This window comes from Pseudomonas sp. RIT-PI-q (assembly GCF_001297125.1).
Taxonomy (GTDB): Bacteria; Pseudomonadota; Gammaproteobacteria; order Pseudomonadales; family Pseudomonadaceae; genus Aquipseudomonas.
Genome location: NZ_LHPC01000038.1, coordinates 1 through 26,089, shown reverse-complemented (window position 1 = coordinate 26,089; position 26,089 = coordinate 1). Strand labels below are relative to the sequence as shown.

The following is a 26,089-nucleotide window of genomic DNA, read 5'->3' as shown; positions in this document are numbered from 1 at the left end:
TACTCTCAATCAGGAATGTGTGGCGGCGGGGCGATTGGCCGCGACCGGGGGACGCTCCCGGTCACTGGCGCCGGGCTTGAGGAAAATCGTCAGCACCACCGAGAGCATCAACGCGCCGCTCATCAGCAGGTACGAGGCACCGGGCGAACCGGTGGAGCTGTTCAGGTAACCGACCAGATACGAACCGCCAAACGAACCGAGCGCGCCCATGCTGTTGATCAGAGCCATGGCGCCACCCGCGACGTTGGCCGGAAGGATTTCCGGGATGATCGCGAAGAACGGGCCGTAAGGTGCATACATGCAGGCACCGGCAATCACCAGCAGGGTGTAGGACCACCAGAAATGTTCGGCGCCGAGGGCGTAGGAGCCGTAAAACGCTATCGAGGCAATCAGCAGCGGCGGCCAGACAAAGCGTTTGCGCTTCTGCATTTTGTCCGAGCCCCAAGACACCAGCAGCATGCCGATCACCGCCGCCAGGTACGGCAGCGCCGAGAGCCAGCCGGCTTCGATCATGTCCATTTGTGCGCCAGCCTTGAGGATCGACGGCAGCCACAGCACGAAGCCATAGACGCCAATGCTCCAGCAGAAAAACTGCAAGGCCAGGATGATGACTTTGGGCGAACGGAAGGCTTCGGCGTAGTTTTTTACGGCTTTGATGCCGACCTGTTCGGCGGCCAGGGCGCTTTCCAGATCGTTTTTTTCCTGGTCGCTGAGCCACTTGGCCTGCGCCGGACGATCATCGGCCAGGTGCCACCAGATAAATGCCCAGAGCACCGCCGGCAGACCTTCGATGATGAACATCCAGCGCCAGCTGTAATGCTGCACCAGATACCCCGAGACCACCGACATCCAGAGCATGGTCACCGGGTTGCCGAGGATCAGGAAGGTATTGGCGCGCGAGCGTTCGGCACGGGTGAACCAGTGGCAGAGGTAGATCAGCATCGCCGGCATCACAGCGGCTTCGACCACGCCGAGCATGAAGCGGATGACAATCAGCCAGTAGGCGTTGGAGACGATCCCGGTCAACGTAGCGAGGCCACCCCAGAGGATCAGGCTGACGAAAATCAGTTTCTTCACGCTGTGCTTCTGCGCGTAGATCGCGCCGGGTACTTGAAAGAAGAAGTAGCCGAGGAAGAACAGTGCGCCGAGCATCGACGACAGGCCCGGCGTGATCATCAGGTCGGCGGCCATCCCCGAGGCGGCGGCAAAGCCGTAGTTGGCGCGATCGAGGTACGCCAGGCTGTAGGTGATGAACACGATGGGCATGATGTACCACCAGCGGCGGGTGGCGAGTGTTGCAGTTTTCATGGTGATGCTCCTGAGCTTGTTGTTTTTGTCGCAGCAGGTAACGGGTTCAAAAAATTCAGTGACTGTTCCGGCCTCATCGCGGGCAAGCCCGCTCCCACAGGGTTTTGTGCTGGAACTCAAACCAATGTGGGGGCGGGCTTGCCCGCGATGGGGGCCTCAAATTCGACGGACATTTCGGCTCGGGTCGGCAACCCCTCCATATCCCCGCGACTCTGCACCGCCCGGCTGCCAATCCAGTTGGCGCGCTTCACGGCATCGGCAAAGCTGTGGTTTTCCAGGAGGGCGCTGATCATGCCGACGGCAAATCCATCGCCGGCCCCGACGGTGTCGACCACCGTTTCCACCGGCACACCGGCCACGAAGCCGGCATCCAGATGCGTGCGGTAGTAAGCACCGTGCGGTCCCAGTTTGATCGCCACGGCTTCGGCACCCTGGTCGAGGTAAAACGCGGCGATATCGGCCGGGTCTTCAAAACCGGTGAGCAAGCGACCTTCGCTCAGCCCCGGCAAAACCCAATGGGCGAGGGCGGCGAGGCGGTTGATCTCGGTGATCATCTGCTGCTCGCTGGCCCACAGGCTCGGGCGCAGGTTAGGGTCGAACGACACACTGTGCCCGGCATCGCGCATGCGGGTCATCAATTCAACAGACATTTCCCGCGCGGTGCTGGACAACGCCGGGGGAATGCCCGTGGCGTGCAGATGCCGGGCCTTGAGCAGTTCGGGCACGATCGAATGGGGTGACAAGTGACTCGCTGCCGACCCGCGTCGAAAGTATTCAACGACAGGATCGCTGCCATCGTCAGTGCGTGATTTGAGCTGAAAACCGGTCGGGTGTGCGCTGTCGATATCAACATGGCTGCAATCCAGGCCTTCCTTCTCCAGGGTATCGATCACGAAGCGACCCAACGAGTCGGCACCGACCCGGCTCAGCCATGCGACGTTGAAACCCAGCCGCGACAAACCGATGGCGACATTGCTGTCGGCGCCGGCGATGCGTTTGTGAAAGGCGCCGATATCGGCCAGATCGCCAGCCTGCTCGGCGACGAACATGGCCATGGTTTCGCCGAACGACAGAATATCGATCTCAGACATGAACGCTCTCCAACCGGGTTTGGCCGAGGCGGGCGAGGGTGGCGACATGCTCGGTGGTCAACTGCAGCAGATCGTCGCCTTGCAGTGGATATTCCGCGGCGCGCATGACGCCTTGGGGCATGTGCCGCAGCAGTTGTTCCCACAGATGCACGTCGCTGGCGGTAGGCGGTATGGCAATCAGTTTGCCGTCGGCGCGGCGTGTTACCGCTTTGCAATGCACGTAGCCGACATGGCGGCCGAGCAGGCGCGCGGCGTTGGCAGCGGGCTGATCCTGCCAATGCCAGTTGCCGATATCGAAGGTCATTTTGATCGGCAGCGTGTGCTGCTCGACCGCCGTGAAAAAGCGCTGGAACGGTTCGATGCGGCCACCGTGCAAGGTCTGGTCGTTCTCCACCAACAGGTGCACCGGGCTCTGCGTGAGGGTGCGGGCCAGGGTTTGCAGGTCGTTGTTGTCGGTGAAGTAGCCCAGCGACACTTTCAGCCATTTGGCGCCGAAGGCTTGGGCGCGTTGCAGGGCAGTGACCAGTTCAGGATTGGGTTTCGACTGGCCGGCCAGCCACAGTTCCATCGGCGAGGAATACACGCTCTCCAGGCCTTCTGCCGCCGTGGCATCGGCCAGTTGCGTGGCGTCTTCGGTGGTGAGCAATTCTTCACGCCATTCGATGCGCGTGGCGCCGGCGGCGGCGAGTATTTCGATAAAACTGCCTTGGCCGCGTTGGCGCACGAGGTCGGCACCGTAGCTGGACAGGCTGATGGAAACGGCGGGGGTGTTCATTGTTGTTCTACCCCTGAAACCGGGTTCATTTTTTTTCAAAAAAAAGTTTTGGGTGAACATATCGGGCCTCATCGCGGGCAAGCCCGCTCCCACAGGGGTCTGTGGTGGTCATCAAATTATGCTCATCACCCATCACCTGTGGGAGCGGGCTTGCCCGCGATGAGGCCGGAAAAGTCAATACACATTCCCCTGGGTTGACCCCCGCACAATCAACCGCGCCGAAAAATCCAGTGTCCGCACAGCCCCATCCTCCCCACGCAACCGCTTGAGCAAACACTCAAATGAGCTGGCGCCAATCTCGGCCGTCGGTTGGGCGAGGGCGGTAATCCCGCTACCCACTAGCGGATACCAATCCAGATCATCAAGAGCGATCAAGCCAACGTCTTCGAACAGATTGCACTTGAGCTCGCGCAACGCATGGGTGCTGGCCAGCGCCGCAATCCCGTTCGCGCAAAAAAGCGCTTTCGGGCCAGGGCCGGGGCTGTCGAGGAAGGTTTTCAACTGCGCAGGCAAATCGCTGGCGGTTTCGAGAATGCTGCCCGAAAGCGTCGGGCGCAGCGCAATCTGCGCCTTGAAACTGCTGACCCGTTCGATCCGCGAACTGGTGCCGTCAAACGGTTCGGTGACCAGCAGCACATCGCGATAGCCACGCTCTTCAAGGTGCGCGAGGGCCATTTCGACCGCTGCCGGGTTGTCCAGCCCGACCATGTCGCTCTCAAGGTGTTCGACCTTGCGGTCCACCAGCACCAGCGGCATTTCCCGGTGCAGTTCGAGCAGTTCGTCGCGGTGATGGCCGAGGGTGTTCACGATCAAACCCTCGATGTTGTACGAGCGCAGCAGCGCCAGGTGCTGGCGTTCCTGCTCGTCGTCACGGTCGGTGTTGCACACCACCAGGCTGTAGCCGTGCTGACGGCAGGCGGTTTCCACCCCGTGCATCACGGCGATTGAATAAGGGTTACGGATATCGGCGACGAGCATGCCGATCAGGCGCGTGCGCCCGCGTTTCAGGCCACGGGCCATCTGGTTCGGGCGGTAGCCGAGTTCGGCAATCGACTGCTCGATGCGCTGGGCGATGGCATCGGAGAGCAGGGCGCGATCATCGCCGATGAACCGCTAAACGCTGGCCTTGGAGACCTTGGCGTGTTCGGCCACGTCGAGCATGGTCACGCGGCTGCGCTGGGCGGCGGAGAAGTCGTTCACGGTCTGAAACCTTCTTATTGGATTTATAAGGTTCGTGCTGAGCCAGCACTGAAACCGGTTTCAGAAGACACCAAAAGCCAATACGCCGTCAAGCCCCAGCGCTGATATAGATCGACGGACGGCGCTTAGACCCACACGCTCATCCACGCCGAGCCCAGCAGCAACAACGCCATGCAACGGTTGAAACGCTGCATCGCACGGGGCGAACGCAACCAGCGACTGGAACCGGCGCCGAGCAGCGCCCAAGCGCTGAGGCAGGGCAGGGAAATCAGGAAAAATACCAGGGACAGGTACAGCACATGCACGAAGCGATCTTCACCGACGCCGGCAAATACGCTGACCACGGCCAGCGCCATCATCCAGGTTTTCGGGTTGATCCATTGCAGGCCGGCGGCGCCCAGCAGTCCGAGGCGGGCTTCGCTTGACGCTGTCGTAATGGCTTCGGCCGGGGCGCGGAAAATCTGCCACGCCAGATAACTCAACCACGCTACGCCGGCCCATTGCATAAACGCTTGAACGCCAGGCCAGGTCGTCAGGGTGGTGCCGGCGCCAGTGCCCACCAGCAGCACAAGAATCGCCGCGCTGGCGCAGGCGCCGAAGATGATCGGCACGGCAGCCGCCAGACCAAATCGGGCGCTGTTGCTCAGCACCAGAATGTTGGTCGGGCCGGGGGTGATCGAGGCGACAAAGGCAAACAACAGAAACGGCAGTAACGTCGGGAAAGAGGACAGCATCGCAGGCAAACTCCAGTGAAGATCGTTGAGATCGATCTTCACAATCCATGCGTCAGCTGTCTGGAAGATTTGAGCAGCGCTTGCGATACAGCGCTGGCGTCAGGCCATAGGCGCGCACGAACCAGCGGCCCAAGTGACTCTGATCGGCAAAGCCCAGCGTCATGGCGACGGTCGCCGGTTGCTCGCCTCGGGCCAGCATGCGGCGGGCCGTGGCCAGGCGCAATTGCACCAGATACGCGTGCGGCGCCAAGCCATATGCCGCTTTGAACGCGCGGGTCAGGCGAAAGCGGTCGACGCCGGTGACGGCGGCCAGTTGATCGAGACCGATGTCGTCGTGCGCGTTGGCGTGCAGATACTCCCGGGCCTTCTGCGCCACCCACGGCAGGCGCGGATCGTCGCTGTAACGCGTGCGCCAGTGCAAATGCCGAGTCAGGCATTCGAACAAGGTGTCGAGGGCGGTCTGGCGGACGATTTTCAGCTCACCGCGATGCAGGGCTTCGAACGCGTGGCTGGTGGCCTGGGCCAAACGCGCGTCGCTGGCCAGGGTGTTGGCGAAACTCAGTTCACCGTTGTCCGGGGCATTGTCGAACACGGCACCGAGTTCGCGCTGCAACCACTGCGGGTCGAGGTACAGCATGCGGTAGGTGAAACCCTCGGCAGTCGGCGCATCGCCATCGTGGATGTCGCCCGGCTCAAGCAAAAACACCTTGCCCGGCGTGCTCTGGTGCTTCGCCCGTCGACAGTTGAACTGCTGAACCCCTTGCTCGGTGACGCCCACCAGATAGCTGTCATGCCAGTGCGGATCGTAGGCATGGCCTTCGAAATGCGCGCGCAGGGTCTCGATGCCGGTGTCGGCATCCTGAGCCAGGTCGAGCCAGTTGTGAGTGGTCATACGGCACCTATGGGAACAACGCAAACCGTGTAGCAGCTGGCGAAGCCTGCGTTCGGCTGTGTGTAGGAGCGAGCTCGCTCGCGAAGATGGAGCATCCGACACATTTTCTGTGGCTGGACGACCATCGCGAGCAAGCTCGCTCCTACACACAGCCGAACGCAGGCTTCGCCAGCTGCCACAGGTCACGTGTGGTTGACGGTTATTTAACGCCCGCGCCACGTGAAATGGCTAGAACGTTTGTGCAAGGAGCAACGGCCTACCTGTCAACTTTGACAGTTACGCGGCAACCAAAAAAAGCGCTTACTTCGCCCAGCGCAGAACGACGGGAAGCGTTTGGTAGTGCCCGGCAGTATTCGGTCTGCTTTTCGAACTGGAGCGCCATGGAAGGTCCATGGCTGCTGGCGTTGAAAACGGAGAGCGACAACTTGGCTGGTTCAGACAAGAAAGAGCAAAAGTTTGCCTCAAGCGAATCGACATCCGGCGCCGCCGAACTGTTGGTGGTGCAGGACCCGGACGTCTCCGGATTTGTGATGGCCGGCAATCCGATCGGGCTCATTCCCAGGGTGAAACTCGATACGGATCAGAAAACTACGATCACTGCCTGGAACGGTTCCTTACCCCCCAATGGACGTACGGACACAATCAGGCTGCAGATTGCGCGAGGGGGCAGTAGCGAATGGACGACGCTTAAAGAGCACACTTTTACCAATGCGACCTGGGTGCCTCTGAATTTCACAATCCCCAGCACGTTCTTTCTGAATACAGAAAACGAAGGCCCCTTCGACCTCCGTTATCTGCATGAAAACTACCTTGGAACTCCCGATGAGTCCGGGCGCGTTCGCATCCATATCGACAAGGTCCCGCCCAATGGCGCGATACCTCCGACCAAGATGGTGTTCACCGTCACGCCACCCATCACCGATACAACGTTTGGCACCGATGACTTCCTGGAAGCGGCGATTCCCGGTTGGACTGGCGATGCTGCTGACGTTCAGGTCGCCTTTGGCTGGCGCAAAGGAGAGCTGCCCGAAGACCCTGCGGATATTGTCTTGATCGGTCCGCAAGCCATTAGCGCTAACGGCAAAGTGAGAATCCCCAAAGCCGCTTTCGCAAGGGAGGGGGATGGTCTGTGCTGCGCCGGCTATGTGCTCCTCGACAAGGCCGGCAATATCAGTGCGCTGTCTTTGTATGAGCTGATGTCCGTGGCGCTGGGTCTGTTGCCTCCCGTCCCGCTGACACCGGCTCCCCATGCAACGGACGCCACCGGCGGTGAGTTGCTGCGCTCGGACATCATCGACAGCGGTGTCTAGGTCACGTTCGGCAGAATTACCAATGGCAAGTCCACCGATCAAATTGCCGTCAAATGGGGCGCCAACGAGGTTGGTCACACGATACCTGTGGGCGCCAACCCGAGCAGCGGATTCAGGTTCTTCATGCCATGGGATCACATTCTGACAGAGTACGGTACGGCGAAAGGCGTGGTAAACACCGACCTCCAGTACATCGTGTATCGCGGTGTTGAACCGTTCGAATCGGTCATCGCGACGGTCAAATGCAACCTGTCCCTGCCCGGGCCAGTGAATCCGAATCCGGAGCCCGGTAACCCGAACCTCAAAGTGGTTGAAGTTATCGGTAAGTCGGCTGTGCCTAACAAGCTGATTGTTACGGATGAAGATGAAGAGGTGAACGCCATAATTGAACTGGTCGCGCCGCTGGCTGATGGCGATACCTACCAGGTGATGTGGAACGGCACACCGATCGGCACTCCCTATGTCATTGATGTGGCCAACGACAAGGTGGGCGATAAAATCAAGATTGAACTCGATTGGGACGTGATCCGCGGCCAAGGCCCCAGCGCAACCATGCCCGTCTGGTACGTGTTGTCCAACGCAGCCCACGAAAACCCGCAAGAACCGCAACCGCGCACGAACATCGACATCGACTGGCTGGTCTTCAAGCTGCCCGACGCCGTACCTTTGCATACCAATCCGGCGGGCATCGTGACCTGTAATTCACTGCGCTGGAAAGAGGAGGGGACGTCGTACGGGATCCAGTATCGGATTCCGCCCAGTGGTCATTTGAACGAGGGCGACGAAGTTAAAGTTGTGTGGAATGCCTACACGGATTTTGATAATCCAACACTGATTCCCACAGCCAAGAAAGAGCAGACGTTCACCAACATTACCGCAGACCAGGCGAGAAACGGCATTGTCTGGCTCATCGAACCCTACGCCACTCACGTGCTTCCTATATGGTCGAAAGCACTACCGTTGGGTAAAGGCGAAGTCTCCTACACCATCACGGGTAAACCCGCTTCATCCGTTCCCACCAACACTGAAGTCGGTTTGTCGCAGGGCGAAGGCAGCTGCAACGTTCCGCCTCCCCCGAACCCTTGAACATTGACTCACACAGATAACGCCAGGCAGGAAACGGGTGTCGCACCGACACGCGTTTCCTCTGGCGGCTGACTCGCCTGTTTCGGATGAGTCCTTCGGATAAGTCCTACATACGAGAAAAGCACTGTTCTATAGCCTGCGCCGCTTTCTATCTTCGCTCGCCAACGGTGTCTTTATGCCTACTGTTCACTTGTTCAAGTTGCATCCGCTGTCTCGCGCTTTGAAGGTGTTCTCGGTTGCACCTTTCTTGCTGTTTTGTGATGTGAGTGTCGCCAGGGTTCTGGTCCCCGGAGAGGTCTTGACCATTGACGGCGCCACGGCACCCGATGACTACGTGTTGAACGGGAAGTCGACCTTGAATGCCAATGGCGCCCAGACGCGTCAGATCCGGGTGAACGATTCGACCCTGAACCTCAAGGGCGCCACCGTGCAGGCAACAGGCACCACGGGTGTGCTTTTGAACGCGGGGCGAGCAGACATTTCTACCAGCACCATTACCAGCAATCAGGTTGGCCTGGCGGTCAGTCGCAATGCAACAGTCACTCAAGGATCCACCGCAACGGTGAGCGACAGTTTCATCTACGGCGGCAGAGCCGGCGCGACCATTACCGGCTTGAGCGAGCTGACACTGTTACGGACAACGGTCTCCGGCACCGGTGCCAACGCTACGGGCATAAATATATTCGGCGGGACGACCACGGCGACCGACAGCACCATCATGGGTAACGCCAGCGGGATCGAAATCAATGGCGATCCGCTGGTCAGTACACCCGCTTCGCTGACCCTGAACAACACCAGAGTTGAAGGCCTCAATGGCCCGGCGATTCTCATCGATACCCTGGGTGTAGGGCCGTTCGAGGCCAACATCTCGGTGCTCAACGGCTCAACCCTGACGGCCAGTAACGGCATCCTGATGGACGTGCGCAACGGCGCCGAAGGTCATTTGCGGGTCGGCGGCAGCACCCTCGTTGGCGATATCGTTGCCGACGGTGGCAGTACGGCCAATGTGCTGCTGGAAAACGCCGCCACCCTGACCGGCCGCCTGCAGAACGTGCAGAACCTGGCAGTCAACAGCGATGCACGCTGGGTGATGGTCGGTGATGGCAGCGTCGCCAACCTCGACCTCAACGGGGGGGGCGTGCAGTTCGGCAACCCGGGCGAGTTCTTCAAATTAGACGTGGGGTCGCTGTCGGGTACTGGCGGTACGTTCTTCATGCACACCGACTTCAAGACCGGTGAGGTCGACACCCTGACCGTGAGCGGAAACGCCACCGGCAATCACACCGTCGCGATTGATTCCAGCGGCACCGAGCCTGTACAGGCGGGCGCCACTCCGGTTGTCCACATTGGCAGCGGTGATGCGACGTTCACCCTGGCCGGTGGCTCGGTGAATCTTGGGGCTTTTTCCTATGACCTGATCCAGCAAGGCAGCAACGACTGGTACCTCAATACCCTGTCGCGCACGATCAGCCCGGGAACCCAGTCGGTCATTGCGCTGTTCAATGCGGCACCGACCGCCTGGTATGGCGAGCTCAGCATCCTGCGCAGCCGCATGGGCGAAGTGCGCATGGACCCCGGTAAGGCCGGTGGCTGGATTCGCGCCTATGGCAACAAATTCGACGTCAGCGCCAGCTCAGGTGTCGATTACCAGCAAGTCCAGCAAGGCCTGTCGTTCGGTGCCGACGCGCCGTTGCCGATCGGTGACGGACAGTGGCTGGTGGGTTTGCTCGGTGGCTACAGCAAGTCCGACCTGGATTTGAGTCGTGGCACCAGCGGCACGATCGACAGCTACTACCTGGGGGCCTACACCACCTGGCTGGATGCGCTCAGCGGTTACTACTTCGATGGCGTGCTCAAGTTCAACCGTTTCCAGAACGAGTCTGACGTGCACCTGAGTGACGGTAAAAAAACCAAAGGTGATTACGACAGCAATGGCGTCGGTGCATCCCTGGAGTTCGGCCGGCATATCAAACTGGCCGACGACTATTTCGTTGAACCCTTTACTCAGTTCTCGGGTGTGATCATTCAGGGCAAAGACTACGACCTGGATAACGGCTTGAGCGCCGAAGGCAGTCGCACTCATTCACTGCTGGTCAAAGCAGGGGCGACCGCCGGGCGCAACTTCAAGTGGGACGACAAGACCGTACAGCCCTACCTTCGCGCGGCTTATGCGCATGAGTTCGCGAACAACAACAAAGTGAAGGTCAACGATAACTCGTTCAACAACGACCTCTCGGGCTACCGCGGTGAATTGGGGGCCGGTGTCGCCATGACGCTGACCGACAAGGTCTCGGTTCATGCCGATTTCGATTACAGCAATGGCAACAAAATCAAACAGCCGTGGGGTGCGAACTTTGGCGTGCGATACCTCTGGTAATTGCGCTTAGAGCGAGCAGCGCCGGGCACAGGCCTGGCGCACTTCACACCACGGCATTGACTGTTCATCAGGGTTGGCGGGCATGCTGGCATCGGCTGCAGCGTGACCGATTTTCAGTGACGGAGAACATGACATGTCAGCATCGAGGTCCCTTAACTCGCTTGACCCCACAATGACTGCACCGTGGACACGGCCGGATCCTTCCTGAAGCGGGCGTGGTCCCTGCGTCCAGCGTGTAGCTTGAGTCCCGTTTATAGCGTGGTTACGGCGTCTTGAAACCTGTAAGAACTATCAGGTTTGGCAGGAAAATGCAGCGCGGCGAATTGCGCCGACAGTGTGTAATTTTCAGCGAATACAGGCGTTTGGTCTGCGCTGAGCACGCGGAAAGAGGACATGTTCCGTTTGTCGTTTTTTTTCAACGCACCTGTCATTTCTGTCAGGTGGGCGCTGCGTGCATCACCCAAACAGCCCCGCCGCGATGTTGATCGAGAACCCAAGGATCGCCGTGTTGAACACAAACCCGATCAGCGACTGCGCCAGCACAATCTTGCGCATTTCCCGCGTGGCGACGCCGACATCCGAGGTCTGTACTGCCACCCCGACGGTGAATGAGAAATACAGAAAGTCCCAATAGTTGGGCGTCAGCAACCCTTCGGCAAAGCGCAGCGCTGGTTCCTTGCCGCCCCAGGTGTAAAACAATCGCGCGTAATGCAGGCTGAAAATCACTCCGATCAGCAACCATGAGCCGATGACGGTCAGCCCGGTAAAACCGTAGTGCAGCAACTTTTGGTAGGTGTCCAGACTATGGCTGCCCGCCAGCTCGAAGGTGATGGTCGCCAGGCTGGCCATCGCCGCAATGCACACCACGAACAGCACCAGCCCGGCGTTTTCATCCTCGATCTCGGCAATGCGTCGCACATCCGGCGCCTTGGCGCGTGAGGTGAGCCAGAGCATCAGGATCAGGTATGTCCAGACCCCGGCGTTCCAGCCGAAGAGGATTTTGCTGATGATCGAATCGGCTGGCATCAGAATGCCCACTGCGATGCCGAACGTGGTTGCGGCGGAGAGGCGTGGGTGGGTGTGGGTGAGAAAGGGCATGGAGGCTCGAGGGGTCAGGACAATGAAAACACCTTAGCTCAGGGTGGCCGGGCATGACCACAATGATCAAGCGAGCATAGATCCCTGTAGGAGCGAGGCTTGCCCGCGAAGGCGTACAGTCAATCAACATTGATATTGAATGTGATGGCGTCTTCGCGGGCAAGCCTCGCTCCTACAGGGATTTGTGTTGTGTTTAGATTTTTGTGTGGCGTTTGCGCACCAGTTTCATCACCACCACAAAAAACACCGGCACGAACACCACGGCCAGGGTTGCGGTGATCATCCCGCCGATCACGCCGGTGCCGATGGCTTGCTGGCTCGCCGAGCTGGCGCCAGTGGCAATCGCCAATGGCACCACGCCAAGGATGAACGCCAGCGAAGTCATGACGATCGGCCGCAGGCGCAATCGCGCCGCTTGCAGCGTGGCGTTGATCAGGTCATGGCCTTCGTCGTACAGGCTCTTGGCGAACTCGATGATCAGGATCGCGTTCTTCGCCGATAGGCCGATGATGGTGATCAACCCGACCTTGAAAAACACATCGTTAGGCATCCCGCGCAACGTCACCGCGAGAACTGCGCCGAGCACACCCAACGGCACCACCAGCAACACCGAGGTCGGAATCGACCAGCTCTCATACAACGCCGCCAGACACAGGAACACGATCAGCAGCGACAAGCCGAGCAGAATCGGTGCCTGGCTTCCGGACAAGCGTTCCTGCAACGACAACCCGGTCCATTCCTGACCCAACCCGGCAGGCCCCAACGCCACCAACCGCTCGATTTCCGCCATGGCTTCACCAGTGCTGTGGCCCGGCGTCGGTTCGCCGGAAATGCTGATCGCCGGATAACCGTTGTAACGGGTCAACTGCGCCGGCCCTTGGGTCCATTTGGCCTGGACGAACGCCGACAACGGCACCATCTTCCCGGCGTTGTTGCGCACGTTAATCTTCAGTAGATCAGCCACCTGACTGCGTTGATCGCCCTCAGCCTGCACCACCACCCGCTGCATCCGTCCCTGATTGGGAAAGTCGTTGATGTAGGCCGAACCGACGGCGGTGGACAGCACGCTGCCGATGTCGGCGAACGATACGCCCAGCGCATTCGCCTGTTTGCGGTCGACGATCAGTTGCACCTGGGGCGCTTCAGCCAGCGCGCTTTCACGCACGTTCATCAGGATCGGGCTCTTCTCGGCGGCGGCAAGTAGTTCGCTGCGCGCCCGCATCAACGTCGCGTGGCCGAGGCCGCCGCGATCTTGCAAGCGGAACTCGAACCCGCTGGACGTACCGAGGCCATCCACCGGCGGTGGCAGCACCGCAAACGCCACGGCGTCCTTGATCTGGCTCAACGCGATATTGGCCCGGTCGGCAATCGAACTCGCCGAATCATCGCTGCCGCGCTCGGACCAATCCTTCAACGTGGTAAACGCCAATGCCGCGTTCTGGCCGCTGCCGGAGAAGCTGAAACCTAGAATCACCGTGCTGTCGCCCACGCCGGGTTCAGTGGCGTTGTGCGCTTCGATCTGCTCGACCACCTGCACCGTGCGGTTCTTGCTCGCACCCGGTGGGAGTTGAATGTCGGTGATGGTGTAACCCTGGTCTTCAACCGGCAGGAACGAGGAGGGCAAGCGACTGAAGCACACGCCCAGACCGACCAGCAACACACCGTAGATCAACAAGTAACGACCGCTGCGTTTCAGCGCATAGGCGACCCAGCCCTGATATCGCTCGGTCAGCTGTTCGAAGCGTCGGTTGAACCAGCCAAAGAACCCGCGTTTCTCATGATGCTCACCCTTGGCAATCGGCTTCAACAGCGTCGCGCACAGCGCCGGGGTCAAGGTCAGGGCGAGGAACGCCGAGAACAGGATCGAGGTGGCCATGGACAACGAGAACTGCCGGTAAATCACCCCGACCGAACCCTGCATGAACGCCATCGGAATGAACACCGCCACCAGCACCAGCGTGATGCCGATGATCGCGCCGGTGATCTGCTTCATCGCCTTGCGCGTCGCCTCTTTCGGCGACAGGCCTTCGCTGGCCATGATCCGTTCGACGTTTTCCACCACCACAATCGCATCGTCCACGAGGATGCCGATCGCCAGGACCATGCCGAACATGGTCAGCACGTTGATCGAGAACCCGAGCGCCACCATCGTCGCAAAGGTGCCCATCAGCGCCACCGGCACCACCAGCGTCGGGATCAGCGTGTAGCGGATGTTCTGCAGGAACAGGAACATCACCGCGAACACCAGCAACATCGCCTCGCCCAAGGTGTAAACCACTTTGGTGATCGAGACTTTGACGAAGGGCGAAGTGTCGTACGGGATCTTGTATTCGACGCCGGCCGGGAAGTAGCGCGCCAGTTCATCCATCTTCGCCCGCACCAGCGTTGCGGTGCTCAGGGCATTGGCGCCGGGCGCCAGTTGCACGCTGACGGCGGTCGAGGGTTTGCCGTTGAGGCGGGTGGAAAACTGGTATTCCTGGCTGCCGATTTCGACCCGCGCCACATCTCCGATGCGTACGGTAGAGCCGTCTGGATTGGCCTTGAGGACGATGTCGGCGAACTCTTCCGGGGTCGACAACTGGCCTTTGACCAGAATGGTCGCGGTGATTTCCTGGGTGGTGCGGGTCGGCAAGTCGCCGATGCTGCCGGCTGACACCTGGGCGTTTTGCGTGACGATGGCGGCGTTGACGTCGGCTGGCGTGAGGTTGAAACCGATCAGCTTCTGCGGGTCGATCCAGATGCGCATCGCCCGTTCGGCGCCGTACAGCTGTGCCTTGCCGACACCGTCCAGACGCTTGATCTCGTTCATCACGTTGCGCGCCAGGTAGTCGCTGAGCGCCACGTCATCGAGCTTGCCGTCGCTGGAGGTCAGGGTGATCAGCAACAGGAAACCGGCGGAGACTTTCTCCACTTGCAGGCCCTGTTGCGTGACCGCCTGGGGCAAGCGCGACTCGACCACCTTGAGGCGGTTTTGCACGTCGACCTGGGCCATTTCCGGGTCGGTGCCCGGCTGGAAGGTTGCGGTGATGGTGGCGCTGCCGAGGCTGCTCTGGGATTCGAAATACAGCAGGTGGTCAGCGCCGTTGAGTTCTTCCTCGATCAGGCTGACCACGCTTTCGTCCACGGTCTGCGCCGAGGCGCCGGGGTACACGGCGTAGATTTCGACTTTCGGCGGCGCGACGTTGGGGTACTGCGCCACTGGCAACTGCGGGATGGCCAAGGCGCCGGCCAACAGGATGAATAGCGCGACCACCCAGGCGAACACCGGGCGATCGATAAAGAACTGCGGCATAAACAAGCGTCCTGCTTACTGACCAGAAACCTGGGCAAGTGGAAGAGGGGTGTCGTCGATCTGCACTTTTTCGCCGGGACGGGCGTGTTGCAGGCCTTCGGTGACGATGCGGTCGCCGGGCTTGAGGCCGCTGGTGACGATCCAGCGATCGTTCTGCACCGGCCCCAGTTCGACCGGTTGCTGGCCGACCCGCTGCTCGGCGTCGAGCACCAACACTTGGGCGATGCCGGCGCTGTCACGCTGGATGGCCCGTTGCGGCACGCTGATGCCTTGCTGATTGACCGCTTGTTCCACACGCACACGAACGAAACTGCCGGGCAGTAAGTCGAGGTCGGGATTGGGGAATTCGCTGCGCAGGATGATCTGGCCAGTGCCCGGATCGACGGTGATGTCGGTGAACAGCACCTTGCCCGGCAATGGATAAAGGCTGCCGTCGTCCTGAATCAGCGTGGCTTTGGCTTGTCCCTGACCCACTTCTTTTAGTTGCCCGGAACGGAACGCCCGACGCAGGTCGTTGAGTTCGCGGGTCGATTGGGTGAGGTCGGCGTGGATCGGGTTCAGTTGCTGAATCAACGCCAGCGGGGTGGTTTCGTTCTGGCCGACCAAAGCGCCTTCGGTGACCAGCGCACGACCGATACGCCCGGAAATCGGCGCGGTGACGGTGGCGTAACCCAGGTTGAGTTTCGCCCGTTCGACGGCGGCTTTGTTGGCGGCGACGTCGGCCGCGGTTTGCCGAACGCTGGCGCGGGCGTTGTCGTAGTCCTGGCCGCTGATGGCGTTGCCTTCGATCAACTGGGCGTAGCGTTGCTCTTGCAGCCTGGCCTGGAACGCGTTGGCCTCGGCCTTGCGCAGCGATGCTTCGGCGCTGTCGAGGTCAGCCTTGAACGGCGCCGGGTCGATGCGAAACAGCACATCGCCTTTTTTCACATCGCTGCCTTCACGGAAGGCCCGCTGCATCACCACGCCGGCCACTCGGGCACGGACTTCGGCAATGCGCGGCGCGGCAATCCGACCGCTCAGCTCGCTGCTGATCGACAGTGGTCGGGCTTCGATAGTCTCGATGCGAACCGTGGCTAGCGGCGCCTGCTCTTCGGCGTTCGAGGACTTGTCACAAGCGCTCAGCGTCAACGCCAGGGCAATCAGGCTGAGCCTGGCAAGCAGATTTTTTGACATGTACACACCCCAATAATGACCCCCGCATCCTACGGGGAGCGGGCGAGGGTAGCGGTGAAGCTTTGTAGGTGCTGTGTGAAATTGTGTAAGGGTTTTACTCAGCTGGGTGTGAGGGCGTATATCCTTGGCTGCTTGATTATTTTTGCGTCTGTTCGTGCCTCTTCGCGGGCAAGCCTCGCTCCTACAGGAGCATGCGATACCTCTGTAGGAGCGAGGCTTGCCCGCGAAGAGGCCCGGAAGGGCGCCACAGCACTTTCTGGAAACACCTCCATGCCCAACATCCTCCTGGTCGAAGACGACACCGCGCTCTCCGAACTGATTGCCAGCTACCTGGAACGCAACGGCTATTCCGTCAGCGTGATCAGTCGCGGTGATCAGGTGCGCGAACGTGCGCGGGTCAATCCGCCGGACCTGGTGATCCTCGACCTGATGCTGCCCGGGCTCGACGGCCTGCAAGTCTGCCGCTTGCTGCGCGCCGATTCGGCGGCGTTGCCGATCCTGATGCTCACCGCCCGCGACGACAGCCACGATCAGGTGCTGGGCCTGGAAATGGGCGCCGATGACTACGTCACCAAACCTTGCGAGCCGCGCGTCCTTCTGGCCCGGGTGCGCACTTTGCTGCGGCGCAGCAGCCTCAGCGAACCGCAGACCGCCAACGACCGCATCCTCATGGGCAACCTGTGCATCGACCTGTCGGAGCGCACCGTGACCTGGCGCGAGCAATTGGTGGAACTGTCCAGCGGCGAGTACAACCTGTTGGTGGTGCTGGCCCGGCACGCCGGCGAAGTGCTGAGCCGCGACCAGATTCTGCAACGCCTGCGCGGCATCGAATTCAACGGCACCGACCGCTCGGTGGACGTGGCGATCTCCAAGCTGCGGCGCAAATTCGACGACCATGCCGGGGAGGCGCGCAAGATCAAGACCGTGTGGGGCAAGGGCTACTTGTTCAGCCGTTCCGAATGGGAATGCTGAGGCGATGTTCAGAATCCTCTTTCGCCTGTACCTGGTAACCATCGTCTCGTTCAGTGCAGCGATTTACCTGGTGCCAGACCTGGTAATCAAGGTCTTCCATGAGCGTTTCCTCACCTATAACCTCGATTATTCCCGAGGGCTGCAAACCCTCATCGTCAAACAGTTCCATGCCGTGCCCCAAGAGCAATGGCCGGCACTGGCCGCCGAGATGGACCGCGAATTCGCGCCTCTGCACATCGCGCTGACGGGTAATGACGACGCCGATTTCACCCTCGATGAACGGGAACGTTTGCAACGCGGCGAGAACGTCGTGCGCATTGGCGACTGGGGCTGGCGCACCCTGGCGGTGTCACCGCTGAATGAGCAAACCGTGGTGGAAATGATCGTACCGCCGGACCCGACGGATGTCAGCTGGCTGTACTGGAGCATCAACGTGCTGATCGGCGCGACCATGCTTGCCTGTTTGCTGTTGTGGCTGCGCCCGCACTGGCGCGATCTGGAACGCCTCAAAGGCACCGCCGAACGCTTCGGCAAGGGTCAGTTGGGCGAGCGCACGCGGATTTCTCCGAACTCCAACATCGGCAGCCTGGCCAATGTCTTTGACACCATGGCCGGCGACATCGAGAACTTGCTGAATCAGCAACGGGACCTGCTCAACGCGGTCTCTCATGAATTGCGTACACCGCTGACACGCCTGGATTTCGGCCTGGCCCTGGCGCTCTCCGACGACTTGCCCGCCGCCAGCCGCGAACGCTTGCAAGGTCTGGTCGCGCACATTCGCGAACTCGATGAGCTGGTGCTGGAACTGCTGTCCTACAGCCGCCTGCAAAATCCGGCGCGCCTGCCGGAACAGGTTGAAGTCTCACTGGACGAATTCATCGACAGCATCTTGGGCAGCGTCGACGAAGAACTGGAGTCCCCGGACATCGTCATCGACGTGCTGCTCCACGGCCAACTCGAGCGCTTCAGTCTCGACCCCCGCCTGACTGCCCGCGCTCTGCAGAACCTGCTGCGCAACGCCATGCGTTACTGCGAGAAGCGGATTCAGATTGGCGTGAAGGTCTGCCCGAAGGGCTGTGAGATCTGGGTGGATGATGACGGGATCGGTATCCCGGATGACGAGCGTGAACGGATTTTTGAACCGTTTTATCGGTTGGATCGTAGCCGGGATCGGGCCACGGGCGGGTTTGGGCTGGGGTTGGCAATCAGTCGGCGGGCGCTGGAAGCGCAGGGCGGCACGCTCACAGTAGAAGCATCCCCCTTGGGCGGCGCACGATTCCGCCTATGGCTGCCGACCCCGGTTTGATGGTCGCTGGCACAACGCGCACTCTGTAGCAGCTGCCGAAGGCTGCGTCCGGCTGCGCAGCAGTCGTACAACCAGTCAGCACGGTCCGACAGGTAAACCGCATGCGCAGGATTGGCGAGGACTGCGTCCTCGAACGCAGCCTCGCAGGCTCGACAGCTGCTACGGGGTCACCCTCAGGAAAAGGACACACAGGAACGGCGCGCACTCTGTAGCAGCTGCCGAAGGCTGCGTCCGGCTGCGCAGCAGTCGTACAACCAGTCAGCACGGTCCGACAGGTAAACCGCATGCGCAGGATTGGCGAGGACTGCGTCCTCGAACGCAGCCTCGCAGGCTCGACAGCTGCTACGGGGTCACCCTCAGGAAAAGGACACACAGGAACGGCGCGCACTCTGTAGCAGCTGCCGAAGGCTGCGTCCGGCTGCGCAGCAGTCGTAAAACCAGTCAGCACGGTCCAACAGGTAAACCGCATGCGCAGGATTGGCGAGGACTGCGTCCTCGAACGCAGCCTCGCAGGCTCGACAGCTGCTACGGGGTCAACCTCAGGAAAAGGACACACAGGAACGGCGCGCACTCTGTAGCAGCTGCCGAAGGCTGCGTCCGGCTGCGCAGCAGTCGTAAAACCAGTCAGCACGGTCCAACAGGTAAACCGCATGCGCAGGATTGGCGAGGACTGCGTCCTCGAACGCAGCCTCGCGGGCTCGACAGCTGCTACAGGGAGAACCGCTTGATCAGGCGCTCAGCCGGCTGCGCAGCAATTTGGCCATGTCTTCCAGTTCCTCCGCCGGGTTATGCCCGATCAGCATCCAGGCGTGTTCCCTCTCGGCCCAATAGACAACGTTCATCTCATGCCGACGCTCATGGGCCAACGGCCGGCTGCCACTGTTGGAACGCGTGACGCACAGCGCCATCGGCCCATGCGTCGGGTCCAGATAGGTAATCTGGGCGATGGCCACGCCGTCGTATTCGAGGATTTGCGCGCGTTTGAACTCGGAGCGCGGCAGGGTCAGTTGTGCGGGCGCAAGCTTCAAACCCAGGCGCGCATCGATCGTGCGCAGTTGCACCCGTTGGGCCGCTTCATCGCTGGGCAAATGGTCCAGGGTCTGTGGTACGTAGAGCGACATATAGTCGGCCACCAGGTCGCGCCAGTTGTTCTTTTGCTGGCTCAATTGCCAGCCGAGGAACAACCGGTCCGCGAGCACGCCGCTGACCACCAGGCCTGCCGCCGCCGCGAGGAACCAGCGCCGGTTCATGGCCGGGCGGGCAGGCGAGGGCAAGGTGTCGAGCATGTACTGCAAACGATCCATCGGTGCCTGTCGCCCCAGCTCGTCGTAGGCGGCCTTGAACGGCAGGCTGCTGCGGGCCAGCCATTGCAGGCGCAGGTTGAGCGTCGGGTCTTCAGCGATGGCGTTGTCGATGCGCGTGCATTGCTCGCTGTCGAGCTGGCCATCGAGGTACGCCACCAGTTGCTCATCCGAGGGGATCGCGTTCATCGATGTTCTCCGGTGGAAGGGTTCGGCACGGTGTGCAGCGGTGGATACTCAGCCAGCTTCAGGCGGGCAGTAGCCAGGCGGCTCATGACGGTGCCGATCGGTATTTGCAATATTTCGGCGACTTCGCGGTAGGACAAGCCCTCGACGTAGGCGAGAAACACCGTTTCTCGCTGGGCTTCGGGCAGCGCGTCGACGCGCCTGATCACCTGCGCCGCCAGCACATGGGTCTGCGCCGCTTGCTCACCATCGAACGACAAGGCGTTATCGGCATCCACCAGCCCCTGGCCATGCCGCACCCGACGCGCGCGCACTTCATTGAGCCAGATCGAATGCAGGATGCTCATCAGCCAACGGTCCATGCGGGTGCCCGATTCAAACTGCCCGCCGCGTTCGAGCGCCCGCACGCAGGTCGCCTGCACCAGGTCTTCGGCGACATGCCTCTGCCTGGACAGCAGCAGGCCGTAGCGCCATAAGCGCGCCAGATGCTGGCCCAGTTCTGCCCGTATTGCCTGATCGCTGGCGATGGCGACCTCCGTCTTATCGGTGTGTCAGGTTTTCGATGAATCGTTGATGGCTTCGGCCAGGTCCTGATACTCCTCGCAGGTGTTACCGCAGATCGATTTGATGTGCTGCAACTGTTCCTGCGCCAGGTCCAGGCGACCTTTGATCACGTAGGCTTCGCCGAGGTACTCACGCACTTGCGCGTACTGCGGATCGAGTTTCACCGATTGCAGGTAGTAACCGATGCCTTCATCGGTGCGCCCTAGTTTACGCGTGGCGTAGCCGCGATAGTTAAGCGCCTTGGCGGTGTTTGGCTCTTTCAGGGTGTCGAGCAGGGCCAGCGCTTCCTCGTAGCGACCGTCCTTGGCCAGACGATAGGCGTAATCGGTGCGGTCAGCGTCCGGCACCAGGCTGCTGGTTTGCTTGAGACATTTTTGCGACCGGCTGTCGAAGACCTGGCCTTTGGGGCAATTAGGTCTTGCCGGGGGCTCGTCGCCACCCCCATTGGCCCACGCAAAAGAGCTGGACAGCGCGACAACCAGCAGCAGCGGGGCGCTAATAACTGCGAAACGGGTACTCATGGTCAAGGCTCCACAGATTGGGTCGTTTCAGATCGCATCATGCCCTGGCAGCATCCGGCGCAAGGTGTTATCACGCAGGCCGTAATGGTGAACCAGCGCCATGACCGCATGCAGTCCGGCCAGAATCACGATAACCCACGCCACTTGCTCGTGCAGCCCGCCAAACACTGACTTCATGCTTTTATCGAAGGTGATCAGCGTTGGGACATCGAACAAGCCGAAAAAGTTGAACGGTTCAGCCTGCGCCCAACGAAACACAAAGCCCAACACGATCTGACTCAGCAACAAGGCATAAAGGGCCACATGCGCGGCTTTCGCCAGGATGTTCATCACGCCTTGATTGGCCGCTGGCAAACGACGGCCCAGGGTCAGACGCCAGAGCAGCCGGCCGATGACAATCACCGCCAGCAGAATGCCGCAGGAAATGTGCAGCGCCTGCAGTTCCTTGCGCAGCGGCGTGCCTTTTTCCAGTTGGCCCCAGATCTGCGCACTGGCAAACAGGCCAATCACCAGCAAGGCCGTCAGCCAGTGCAGGCTTATGGTCAGGCGGTCGTAACGTCTCGGTGCGACAGGGTTCAAGCTACTCATGGACAATCCTCAAGGGGCGATACCGGATGAACACGCCAGGGTGAACAATTATTCATTTCTTTATGACGGTCTTTGCAAGGAAAGCGCAATTCGAGGCGCTATGCTCGTCAGCATTGGTTGTCGATCTGGAGCACTGCCATGAGAGATCAAGTCCATCACTCTGCGGCCGCCGGCTATAAAACCGGCGCCGATACTTATGTTCGCGGTCGCCCGGATTATCCGCCGCAAGTGGCTGATTGGCTAACGGTTACGTTGGGATTGAATGCGGATAAAACCGTGATCGATCTGGGTGCCGGCACCGGCAAGTTCACCGCTCGGCTGGTGGCGACCGGGGCGCAGGTGATTGCTGTGGAACCGGTGCCGCAGATGCTCGAAAAATTGTCTGACGCGCTACCTCAAGTGCTGGCCGTCAACGGCACCGCCATGGACTTGCCACTGCCGGACGCATCGGTGGACGTGGTGATCTGCGCCCAGGCGTTTCACTGGTTTGCCAGTGGCGAAGCGCTGACTGAAATTGCCCGCGTGCTCAAACCCGGCGGCAAGTTGGGGCTGGTGTGGAACCTGCGTGATACCACGGTGAGTTGGGTGCCAAAACTTGATGCGATCGTCAATGCGCTGGAGGGCGATACCCCGCGCTTTTACACGGGAGCGTGGCGTCGGGCGTTTCCGCATGCGGCGTTCGGGCCGCTGCGCGAACAACACTTCAGCCATAGCCACACGGGGGCACCGGAAGACGTGATTTACAACCGCGTGCGTTCGACCAGTTTTGTCGCGGCGTTGCCGGCGCTGGAGAGGGCGAAGGTGGATGAGCAGATTCGGGCAATGATTGCCCGGGAGCCTGAACTGCGGGGCAAAGAGGTGGTGACGGTGCCTTATGTCACGGTGGCGTTTGTGGCGGTGAAGGGCGGTTAGATCGGTGGTGAGGCCATTCGCGAGCAAGCCCGCTCCCACATTGGAATGCGCCCCCTTGTAGGAGCGAGCTTGCTCGCGATGGGCCTGAGGTCGACACGTTTATCCAGCCAGCACGCGTTATCGTTAACGTCCATCGCGAGCAAGCTCGCTCCTACAGGGGACCGCATTCCAATGTGGGAGTGGGCTTGTCCGCGAATCTCAGCTCAATAGGCGTATCGGTTTCCCCGCAGACCAGGCCTGAATGTCCTCAACCATCTGCGAAAAGAACTGGTGATAGTTCTGCTGGCTGACATACCCGACATGCGGCGTCGCCAGCACATTCTCCAGCGTGCGGAACGGGTGATGAGCGGGCAACGGTTCCTGGTCGAACACATCCAGCGCCGCGCCGGCCAGTCGCTGTTTTTGCAACGCCTTGATCAGCGCCGCCTCATCGACAATCGGCCCGCGCGCGGTGTTCACCAGCAGCGCCGTGGGCTTCATCCAGTCGAGTGCCTGAGCGTCGACCAATCCGCGGCTGCGCTCGCTGAGCACCAGGTGCACCGACAGCACATCGGCCTGTTCGAACAGTTCCTGCTTGCTGACAAAGGTCACGCCGGATTCGGCTGCGCGTTCCGCCGTCAGGTTCTCGCTCCAGGCGATCACCCGCATGCCGAACACTTGACCGAACTGCGCGACACGTTGGCCGATGCTGCCCAGACCGAGGATTCCCAGGGTCTTGCCGTGCAGGTCGCCACCGAGGCTTTGCTGCCAGTTGCCGGCGCGCAGGGCATTGGCTTCGACCACCAGGTTGCGGGTCGCGGCCATGATCAGCGCCCAGGTCAGCTCCGGGGCGGCGTGCTTATAACTATCCGTTCCGCTGACCTGAATGCCCAACGAGGCGGCCGCTTTCAAGTCGAGGGCCGCGTTGCGCATGGCGCCGGTGACCAGCAGTTTGAGCTTCGGTAAACGCCGCAGCAGGTCCTCATCGAACCGGGTGCGCTCGCGCATCACACAGATCACCTCAAACTCGCCCAAACGTGCCGCCAGGGTTTCGTTGTCGGCGGGGTAGTCGTGGATAAAACTCACCTGACCGATGCTCTCCAGCACGGACCAGTCCACCACGTTCCGGGCCACATCCTGCCAATCGTCGATCACCGCAATCTGCACAGCCATTCGCCTTACCTCATCAATGAACGGGGTTGGTTTTGTTCAGCCAGGCGAGCAGCGCCTGGTGGAATTTCGCCGGTTCTTCCATCTGCGGCGCGTGGCCCATGCCGGGAAACTCAACCAGCGTCGACTGGGGAATCAGTTTTGCCACTTGCTTGCCGAGTACGTCGTAATGACCGAGCTTGGCCTTGACCTCGGGCGACGCGATGTCGCTGCCGATGGCCGTGGTGTCGGATGTACCGATCAGCAACAGGGTCGGCATCTTCAGGTTCTTGAATTCGTAATACACCGGTTGGGTGAAGATCATGTCGTAGATCAGCGCCGAATTCCACGCCACTTGCGTGTGCCCCGGGCCTTTGTTCAGGCCGGCGAGCATGTCCACCCAGCGATCGAACTCGGGCTTCCAGCGGCCGCCGTAATAGGTGTTGCGTTCGTAAGTGCGGATGCCGTCGGCGGTGAGTTTCAGTTCGCGCTCATTCCATTGATCCACCGTGCGGTACGGCACGCCGAGGGCTTTCCAGTCTTCCAGGCCGATCGGATTGACCAGCGCCAGCTGCTCGACTTGATCGGGGTATTGCAGCGCGTAGCGGGTGGCGAGCATGCCGCCGGTGGAGTGCCCAAGCAGGCTGGCCTTCTGGATGCCGAGGGCTTTGAGCAGTTGCTGGGTGTTGCTCGCCAGTTGCTGGAAGCTGTACTGATAGTGGTCCGGTTTGCTGGAAGTGCAGAAGCCGATCTGGTCCGGGGCGATGACTCGGTAACCGGCCTCGCTCAAGGTCTTGATCGAAGCGTCCCAGGTCGCACCGCAGAAATTCTTGCCGTGCATCAACACGATGCTGCGCCCGTTGGCCTTGCCGTGGGCGGCGACGTCCATGTAGCCCATTTGCAGGGCTTTGCCCTGGGACTGGAAGGCGAAATGCTTGACGGTGTAGGGGTACTCGAAACCCTGCAGCTCGGGGCCATATTCCGCGCCTTCGGCGTGGGCAATGACGGGCAGTGCAGCGGTCAGCAGCAGGCTGGGCAGCCAGCGGGAGAGGGCATGGGACATGGGGAACTCCATTGGAAACCGGTCGATGCTGGATCGGTACGATTAGGGCGACATTAAGCACAGGCAATCGCGCTGCGCGATGGTTCAACCCATCCAGCCCAGTGTTGCCAGGGCCAGTACGCCATAGCGGGCGCCTTTGGCGAGGGTCACGATCAGCAGAAATCGCCCCAGCGGCTCGCGCATCACGCCGGCCACCAGGGTCAGCGGGTCCCCGATAACGGGCACCCAACTCAGCAGCAACGACCAATGACCAAAGCGCTGATAATGAAGGCGGGCTTTGTCCAGATGACGCGGGCTGACCGGAAACCAGCGTCGGTCATGAAAGCGCTCGATACCGCGGCCCAGCCACCAGTTCAGCAGCGAACCGAGGACATTGCCCAACGTCGCGACCGCCAGCAGCGACCAGAGCCAATACTTGCCGCTGAGCAACAGTCCCACCAGCACCGCTTCGGATTGCAAGGGCAGCAGCGTCGCCGCACCGAAGGCGGCGAAGAACAGCCCGATGTAGGCAGCGGACATCAATGGGCGGGGTAGTCCGCCACCACCACGTCAGTGCCGTCTTTCTTCAACCCGATCACTTGGTACGCATCGCTCATGCCGTCCATTTCCATGCCCGGTGAACCCATGGGCATACCGGGGGCAGCAACACCCAGCAGGTCAGCGCGTTTGCTCAAGGCCAGCACTTGATCGGCCGGCACATGACCTTCAACGAATTTGCCGTTGATCAAACCGGTGTGGCAGGACGCCAGACGCGGCGGCACGCCGTGCTGTTGCTTGAACTCGCTCATGTTGGCTTCGACGTGATCTTCGACTTTGAAGCCGTTGGCTTCCAGGTGGCTGATCCATTTTTTGCAGCAGCCGCAATTGGCGTCGCGGTGCACTTCGATCGGGATCAGGTCGGCGGCTTGAGCCAGGGAAGAAATGAACAGGGCGCTCAGGGCGGCCAGGCGCAGGTGGGTTCGCATGGGGGAATCTCGTCTGGGATTGCGGCCAAAGAAAGGCATTCTGACCGTTTTTTCTGGCAAGGAGGTACGAGATTGTTTCGAACTAATACCGCATACGGTGATGGGGCGAGCGCGATCCAATGTGGGAGATTCTATGGTTGAGGGGAAGCCCTCAACCAGCTTTGGGTTGGTATTCGCCCTGTCCTTTCAGTAGAGCGAATACGATCCGAGCAAGCTTGCGAGCCAGTATCACCAATGCCTGAGTGGT

Annotated in this window: 23 protein-coding genes and 1 pseudogene; 7 read left to right on the top strand and 17 right to left on the bottom strand. The window is 60.7% G+C overall.

The features are described 5' to 3' along the window. Nucleotides 1–9: 9 nt before the first annotated feature. The 4 genes and pseudogenes from AEQ67_RS19400 to AEQ67_RS19385 form a co-directional block, all read right to left on the bottom strand. Nucleotides 10–1,308 (bottom strand): MFS transporter, encoded by a 1,299-nt coding sequence (locus AEQ67_RS19400; RefSeq protein WP_059405446.1) that lies wholly within the window; start codon nt 1,306–1,308, stop codon nt 10–12. Between the two features lie 116 nt (nt 1,309–1,424). Further along, nucleotides 1,425–2,399, bottom strand: coding sequence for a sugar kinase (locus AEQ67_RS19395; RefSeq protein ID WP_059405445.1), 975 nt, complete (start codon nt 2,397–2,399; stop codon nt 1,425–1,427). After that, entirely contained in the window at nt 2,392–3,174 is a 783-nt protein-coding gene (locus tag AEQ67_RS19390) for a sugar phosphate isomerase/epimerase family protein (RefSeq protein ID WP_059405444.1), read from the bottom strand. The genes AEQ67_RS19395 and AEQ67_RS19390 overlap by 8 nt, the downstream gene beginning before the upstream one ends. 174 nt (nt 3,175–3,348) lie before the next feature. Further along, nucleotides 3,349–4,374 (bottom strand): annotated as a pseudogene (locus AEQ67_RS19385) (LacI family DNA-binding transcriptional regulator). On the opposite strand from AEQ67_RS19385, the gene AEQ67_RS35985 reads away from it, so the two are divergent. Beyond that, the gene (locus tag AEQ67_RS35985; protein ID WP_177333662.1) at nt 4,315–4,479 is read left to right on the top strand and encodes a hypothetical protein; all 165 of its coding nucleotides are present in this window, start codon (nt 4,315–4,317) and stop codon (nt 4,477–4,479) included. The pseudogene AEQ67_RS19385 and the gene AEQ67_RS35985 sit on opposite strands and share 60 nt — an antisense overlap. 20 nt (nt 4,480–4,499) lie before the next feature. Here the strand turns inward: AEQ67_RS35985 and AEQ67_RS19380 are convergent, their stop codons facing one another. Both AEQ67_RS19380 and AEQ67_RS19375 read right to left on the bottom strand, forming a co-directional pair. Further along, nucleotides 4,500–5,108, bottom strand: a complete 609-nt coding sequence (locus AEQ67_RS19380; protein WP_059405443.1) for a LysE family translocator — start codon at nt 5,106–5,108, stop codon at nt 4,500–4,502. A gap of 52 nt (nt 5,109–5,160) precedes the next feature. Continuing rightward, the gene (locus tag AEQ67_RS19375; protein WP_059405442.1) at nt 5,161–6,000 is read right to left on the bottom strand and encodes an AraC family transcriptional regulator; all 840 of its coding nucleotides are present in this window, start codon (nt 5,998–6,000) and stop codon (nt 5,161–5,163) included. A 380-nt stretch (nt 6,001–6,380) separates the two neighbouring features. Between AEQ67_RS19375 and AEQ67_RS36305 the strand changes: the two genes are divergently transcribed. From AEQ67_RS36305 to AEQ67_RS19365, 3 genes are all read left to right on the top strand, one after another. Continuing rightward, nucleotides 6,381–7,310, top strand: coding sequence for a hypothetical protein (locus tag AEQ67_RS36305; protein WP_236710384.1), 930 nt, complete (start codon nt 6,381–6,383; stop codon nt 7,308–7,310). Between the two features lie 123 nt (nt 7,311–7,433). Beyond that, entirely contained in the window at nt 7,434–8,396 is a 963-nt protein-coding gene (locus AEQ67_RS36300) for a hypothetical protein (protein WP_236710383.1), read from the top strand. A gap of 175 nt (nt 8,397–8,571) precedes the next feature. After that, nucleotides 8,572–10,773 carry an autotransporter outer membrane beta-barrel domain-containing protein gene (locus tag AEQ67_RS19365; RefSeq protein WP_059405441.1) on the top strand — a complete coding sequence of 734 codons (2,202 nt, stop codon included), beginning with the start codon at nt 8,572–8,574 and terminating at the stop codon, nt 10,771–10,773. A 456-nt stretch (nt 10,774–11,229) separates the two neighbouring features. Here the strand turns inward: AEQ67_RS19365 and AEQ67_RS19360 are convergent, their stop codons facing one another. From AEQ67_RS19360 to AEQ67_RS19350, 3 genes are all read right to left on the bottom strand, one after another. Continuing rightward, the gene (locus AEQ67_RS19360) at nt 11,230–11,871 is read right to left on the bottom strand and encodes a DUF1345 domain-containing protein (protein ID WP_059405440.1); all 642 of its coding nucleotides are present in this window, start codon (nt 11,869–11,871) and stop codon (nt 11,230–11,232) included. Nucleotides 11,872–12,064: 193 nt separating this feature from the next. Further along, a complete protein-coding gene (locus AEQ67_RS19355; RefSeq protein ID WP_059405439.1) occupies nt 12,065–15,163 on the bottom strand; it encodes an efflux RND transporter permease subunit in 3,099 nt (1,032 codons plus the stop codon). Nucleotides 15,164–15,178: 15 nt separating this feature from the next. After that, nucleotides 15,179–16,336 (bottom strand): efflux RND transporter periplasmic adaptor subunit, encoded by a 1,158-nt coding sequence (locus tag AEQ67_RS19350; protein ID WP_059405438.1) that lies wholly within the window; start codon nt 16,334–16,336, stop codon nt 15,179–15,181. A 270-nt stretch (nt 16,337–16,606) separates the two neighbouring features. On the opposite strand from AEQ67_RS19350, the gene AEQ67_RS19345 reads away from it, so the two are divergent. Then, nucleotides 16,607–17,308: a response regulator transcription factor gene (locus AEQ67_RS19345; protein ID WP_059405437.1), complete on the top strand. Its 702-nt coding sequence runs from the start codon at nt 16,607–16,609 to the stop codon at nt 17,306–17,308. A gap of 4 nt (nt 17,309–17,312) precedes the next feature. Further along, nucleotides 17,313–18,614, top strand: coding sequence for an ATP-binding protein (locus AEQ67_RS19340; protein WP_059405436.1), 1,302 nt, complete (start codon nt 17,313–17,315; stop codon nt 18,612–18,614). Between the two features lie 728 nt (nt 18,615–19,342). Here the strand turns inward: AEQ67_RS19340 and AEQ67_RS19335 are convergent. Genes AEQ67_RS19335 through AEQ67_RS19320 form a run of 4 tightly spaced genes read right to left on the bottom strand, consistent with a single transcriptional unit; the run spans nt 19,343 to nt 21,774 of the window. Beyond that, the gene (locus AEQ67_RS19335) at nt 19,343–20,104 is read right to left on the bottom strand and encodes an anti-sigma factor family protein (protein ID WP_059405435.1); all 762 of its coding nucleotides are present in this window, start codon (nt 20,102–20,104) and stop codon (nt 19,343–19,345) included. Then, on the bottom strand, nt 20,101–20,598 hold the full coding sequence (locus AEQ67_RS19330) for an RNA polymerase sigma factor (protein WP_177333664.1): 498 nt from the start codon (nt 20,596–20,598) through the stop codon (nt 20,101–20,103). The genes AEQ67_RS19335 and AEQ67_RS19330 overlap by 4 nt, the downstream gene beginning before the upstream one ends. 54 nt (nt 20,599–20,652) lie before the next feature. Next, nucleotides 20,653–21,186, bottom strand: a complete 534-nt coding sequence (locus AEQ67_RS19325) for a tetratricopeptide repeat protein (protein WP_059405433.1) — start codon at nt 21,184–21,186, stop codon at nt 20,653–20,655. 27 nt (nt 21,187–21,213) lie between these two features. Continuing rightward, the gene (locus AEQ67_RS19320; RefSeq protein WP_059405432.1) at nt 21,214–21,774 is read right to left on the bottom strand and encodes a cytochrome b; all 561 of its coding nucleotides are present in this window, start codon (nt 21,772–21,774) and stop codon (nt 21,214–21,216) included. Nucleotides 21,775–21,912: 138 nt separating this feature from the next. Here AEQ67_RS19320 and AEQ67_RS19315 point away from each other — a divergent pair, with 138 nt between their 5' ends. After that, the gene (locus AEQ67_RS19315) at nt 21,913–22,686 is read left to right on the top strand and encodes a class I SAM-dependent methyltransferase (RefSeq protein WP_059405431.1); all 774 of its coding nucleotides are present in this window, start codon (nt 21,913–21,915) and stop codon (nt 22,684–22,686) included. 198 nt (nt 22,687–22,884) lie between these two features. Here the strand turns inward: AEQ67_RS19315 and AEQ67_RS19310 are convergent, their stop codons facing one another. From AEQ67_RS19310 to AEQ67_RS19295, 4 genes are all read right to left on the bottom strand, one after another. Next, nucleotides 22,885–23,838: a D-2-hydroxyacid dehydrogenase family protein gene (locus AEQ67_RS19310; RefSeq protein WP_059405430.1), complete on the bottom strand. Its 954-nt coding sequence runs from the start codon at nt 23,836–23,838 to the stop codon at nt 22,885–22,887. 13 nt (nt 23,839–23,851) lie between these two features. After that, the gene (locus tag AEQ67_RS19305; protein ID WP_059405429.1) at nt 23,852–24,877 is read right to left on the bottom strand and encodes an alpha/beta fold hydrolase; all 1,026 of its coding nucleotides are present in this window, start codon (nt 24,875–24,877) and stop codon (nt 23,852–23,854) included. 84 nt (nt 24,878–24,961) lie between these two features. Continuing rightward, the gene (locus AEQ67_RS19300; RefSeq protein ID WP_059405428.1) at nt 24,962–25,396 is read right to left on the bottom strand and encodes a YqaA family protein; all 435 of its coding nucleotides are present in this window, start codon (nt 25,394–25,396) and stop codon (nt 24,962–24,964) included. Then, nucleotides 25,396–25,842, bottom strand: coding sequence for a DUF411 domain-containing protein (locus tag AEQ67_RS19295; protein ID WP_059405427.1), 447 nt, complete (start codon nt 25,840–25,842; stop codon nt 25,396–25,398). Before AEQ67_RS19295 ends, AEQ67_RS19300 begins: the two co-directional genes overlap by 1 nt. Nucleotides 25,843–26,089: the final 247 nt, after the last annotated feature.

Excerpts from the sequence above, each read along its gene's own strand:
- AEQ67_RS19400 (WP_059405446.1), bottom strand. The coding sequence starts at position 1,308 with ATGAAAACTGCAACACTCGCCACCCGCCGCTGGTGGTACATCATGCCC.
- AEQ67_RS19395 (WP_059405445.1), bottom strand. The coding sequence starts at position 2,399 with ATGTCTGAGATCGATATTCTGTCGTTCGGCGAAACCATGGCCATGTTC.
- AEQ67_RS19390 (WP_059405444.1), bottom strand. The coding sequence starts at position 3,174 with ATGAACACCCCCGCCGTTTCCATCAGCCTGTCCAGCTACGGTGCCGAC.
- AEQ67_RS19380 (WP_059405443.1), bottom strand. The coding sequence starts at position 5,108 with ATGCTGTCCTCTTTCCCGACGTTACTGCCGTTTCTGTTGTTTGCCTTT.
- AEQ67_RS19375 (WP_059405442.1), bottom strand. The coding sequence starts at position 6,000 with ATGACCACTCACAACTGGCTCGACCTGGCTCAGGATGCCGACACCGGC.
- AEQ67_RS36305 (WP_236710384.1), top strand. The coding sequence starts at position 6,381 with ATGGAAGGTCCATGGCTGCTGGCGTTGAAAACGGAGAGCGACAACTTG.
- AEQ67_RS36300 (WP_236710383.1), top strand. The coding sequence starts at position 7,434 with ATGCCATGGGATCACATTCTGACAGAGTACGGTACGGCGAAAGGCGTG.
- AEQ67_RS19365 (WP_059405441.1), top strand. The coding sequence starts at position 8,572 with ATGCCTACTGTTCACTTGTTCAAGTTGCATCCGCTGTCTCGCGCTTTG.
- AEQ67_RS19360 (WP_059405440.1), bottom strand. The coding sequence starts at position 11,871 with ATGCCCTTTCTCACCCACACCCACCCACGCCTCTCCGCCGCAACCACG.
- AEQ67_RS19355 (WP_059405439.1), bottom strand. The coding sequence starts at position 15,163 with ATGCCGCAGTTCTTTATCGATCGCCCGGTGTTCGCCTGGGTGGTCGCG.
- AEQ67_RS19350 (WP_059405438.1), bottom strand. The coding sequence starts at position 16,336 with ATGTCAAAAAATCTGCTTGCCAGGCTCAGCCTGATTGCCCTGGCGTTG.
- AEQ67_RS19345 (WP_059405437.1), top strand. The coding sequence starts at position 16,607 with ATGCCCAACATCCTCCTGGTCGAAGACGACACCGCGCTCTCCGAACTG.
- AEQ67_RS19340 (WP_059405436.1), top strand. The coding sequence starts at position 17,313 with ATGTTCAGAATCCTCTTTCGCCTGTACCTGGTAACCATCGTCTCGTTC.
- AEQ67_RS19335 (WP_059405435.1), bottom strand. The coding sequence starts at position 20,104 with ATGAACGCGATCCCCTCGGATGAGCAACTGGTGGCGTACCTCGATGGC.
- AEQ67_RS19325 (WP_059405433.1), bottom strand. The coding sequence starts at position 21,186 with ATGAGTACCCGTTTCGCAGTTATTAGCGCCCCGCTGCTGCTGGTTGTC.
- AEQ67_RS19320 (WP_059405432.1), bottom strand. The coding sequence starts at position 21,774 with ATGAGTAGCTTGAACCCTGTCGCACCGAGACGTTACGACCGCCTGACC.
- AEQ67_RS19315 (WP_059405431.1), top strand. The coding sequence starts at position 21,913 with ATGAGAGATCAAGTCCATCACTCTGCGGCCGCCGGCTATAAAACCGGC.
- AEQ67_RS19310 (WP_059405430.1), bottom strand. The coding sequence starts at position 23,838 with ATGGCTGTGCAGATTGCGGTGATCGACGATTGGCAGGATGTGGCCCGG.
- AEQ67_RS19305 (WP_059405429.1), bottom strand. The coding sequence starts at position 24,877 with ATGTCCCATGCCCTCTCCCGCTGGCTGCCCAGCCTGCTGCTGACCGCT.
- AEQ67_RS19300 (WP_059405428.1), bottom strand. The coding sequence starts at position 25,396 with ATGTCCGCTGCCTACATCGGGCTGTTCTTCGCCGCCTTCGGTGCGGCG.
- AEQ67_RS19295 (WP_059405427.1), bottom strand. The coding sequence starts at position 25,842 with ATGCGAACCCACCTGCGCCTGGCCGCCCTGAGCGCCCTGTTCATTTCT.